Raw genomic sequence first — 1,948 nt, 5'->3', positions numbered from 1 at the left:
TGCGTGTGCGCGTCGATCAGTGCTGCGAACGGATGGGCCATCGGTTTTCTCCCCTTGAAAAAGGCGGGGAGCCTTTCCAGCCCGGCTCGCGAGCCGCCGAGTGTCACGGACTCGGATGGCGGTGTTCAGCCATCTTCTAAGAAAGACAGTCGGAAGCGTCAATGACGCTGCCGAAAACCGATCACATGGGGCTATCTGCAGCGAAAAAATACTCATCGGCAGGCATCATGCCTGCGGAATGTGCGTTCAAAGCAGGAAATCGCGGAGATGCCGACCGGCTCGTCGCTCTCAATGCGCGATGACCAAGCTGGCTTGAGTCGGGTCTGATCCCGATTGATCCACCACAGCCAGATATGCGTGTCGAGGACGATCATTACGGCAGATCCCAGTCGCTCTCTGGAGCGCTGCGGAGGATATCCCCGTGAATCTTGACCTGACCGGCGATGTCAGGATGCGGCCGACGATGCTGGGGCGATGACGTTTCTGTCGGCTCGTCCAAGGTCAGGACGATGATCTCGACGCGGCGATCGTTGAAATTCTCGGGCAACTCGATGGACACCCGCCGATTTCTAACCTGGTCATAGAGTCGTTGAACCTGCATTGAGCGCTGCTCCTGAAGTCAGTTTTCGATCCGGTTGAGATGGGGCTGACGGCCTTCATCCCGCTCGCTTACGTGTCTTCTTCGGCTTGACCTCCGGCTCGACATAGAGCGCCTCCAGCCCGTGCGCGATGGCGAGCGACTTGTCGGTCTTGCACTTCTCGCGGACGCGCTCGGGCCAGTCGGCCATGGCCAGATGCGACCAGTCGTAGTCGCCTTTCTCCAGTTTGGTCCAGGTGTCCTTCAGGATCTTTTGCCACGGCTTGTGGCGGAACAGCGGCCAGAGCGGCGCGGCGGTGATCTGCACGCCGTCGTCCTGGTTGGGCCGGTAGCCGGGAGCCAGCTTCAAGAGGGTGTCGCGCAGTTCGATCAGCTCCAGCTCGAAGGTTTGCAGGGTCTCGAAGCGTTTTTCGTCCTCGCGTGAGCGTGCCGTGCCTTTGTTACGCAGGGCCGCCACGTCCTCGCCGACCTGCTTGAGCTTGGGCCCCAGGAAGTCGTTGACCGCCGTGTAGAGCGTCTGGCTGGTGAGCTGGGGGTAATAGATCCAAAGACAGTAGCTCCCGGAGGCGGTGGCGAGCGGCCAATAGATCGGCGCCTTGCGCCGGCTCTTGGAATACTGCTTCAAGTGGAAGGGGAAGAAATCGCGTCGCAGCCAGGAGCGCACCTCGCCGGGGACCGGCACCTCGACCCGCTCCAGCACCGTTTCGACCAGACGCGCCAGATCGTGCGGATGTCCGGGGTCGTCCACCAGGATGCCGGGATGGGCGTGGAAGGGATCAAAGCCGTCGGGCAGCATGCCGGGGCTCTTGGGCGGTAGTGGGTCGAAGGGATCCGGCTCGGGTGGGACGGCGCGCTCGCCGGTGGCCAGACGCCAGTCGAAGCGGCCGAAGGCGACGCCGACGGACCAGGAAAGCAAGTTGTCGGTGGTCAGTGGGCAGTTGTCAGTGGCGGCATCCTCTTCTTCATCCTCGTCATCTTGGTCGGCATCGGCTTCCAGTGACTGATTGCCGAGTGCCGCTGCCCGGTCCGCCTCGTTGAAACCGTAGAGGTCGAAGGCGATGGTGTCGATCTCGGCTTGGATCTGCGTAAGCTCGGACTGGATGGCTGGCGGATCGTAGTCGCCGAGTCGCGGACGCAGCGCGGCCGGGAGCAGAAAGGCGTGTGAGGTCTCGTTGACGGTGTCGAGGGTGCGTGTGAGGGACCAGGCGCGACGGGCGAGATTTGCTAGTGGTCTAGAGTGAAAGTCCTAATACTGTTTCTGGGCGATCGATGGCATCCTACTCATCTGTCTTGAGTTTCGCCGATGAGTTGATGACACGATGCCACGCTGCACCCCGATTCCCGTTTCCC

3 protein-coding genes are annotated in these 1,948 nt (G+C 61.7%); 1 reads left to right on the top strand and 2 read right to left on the bottom strand.

The window, feature by feature from the left end; translation table 11 throughout:
- Positions 1–161 precede the first annotated feature (161 nt).
- The gene (locus CKO23_RS24495) at positions 162–302 is read left to right on the top strand and encodes a hypothetical protein (RefSeq protein ID WP_200336085.1); all 141 of its coding nucleotides are present in this window, start codon (positions 162–164) and stop codon (positions 300–302) included.
- Between the two features lie 71 nt (positions 303–373).
- Here the strand turns inward: CKO23_RS24495 and CKO23_RS24490 are convergent, their stop codons facing one another.
- Positions 374–601, bottom strand: coding sequence for a hypothetical protein (locus tag CKO23_RS24490; protein WP_200336083.1), 228 nt, complete (start codon positions 599–601; stop codon positions 374–376).
- Positions 602–656: 55 nt separating this feature from the next.
- Positions 657–1,514 (bottom strand): hypothetical protein, encoded by an 858-nt coding sequence (locus CKO23_RS24485; protein WP_200336081.1) that lies wholly within the window; start codon positions 1,512–1,514, stop codon positions 657–659.
- Positions 1,515–1,948 lie beyond the last annotated feature (434 nt).

Source organism: Thiocystis violacea (genome assembly GCF_016583565.1).
Classification (GTDB): domain Bacteria; phylum Pseudomonadota; class Gammaproteobacteria; order Chromatiales; family Chromatiaceae; genus Thiorhodococcus; species Thiorhodococcus violaceus_A.
Note: the sequence above shows the minus strand (reverse complement) of the source record. Positions and strands in the feature narration are given on the sequence as shown.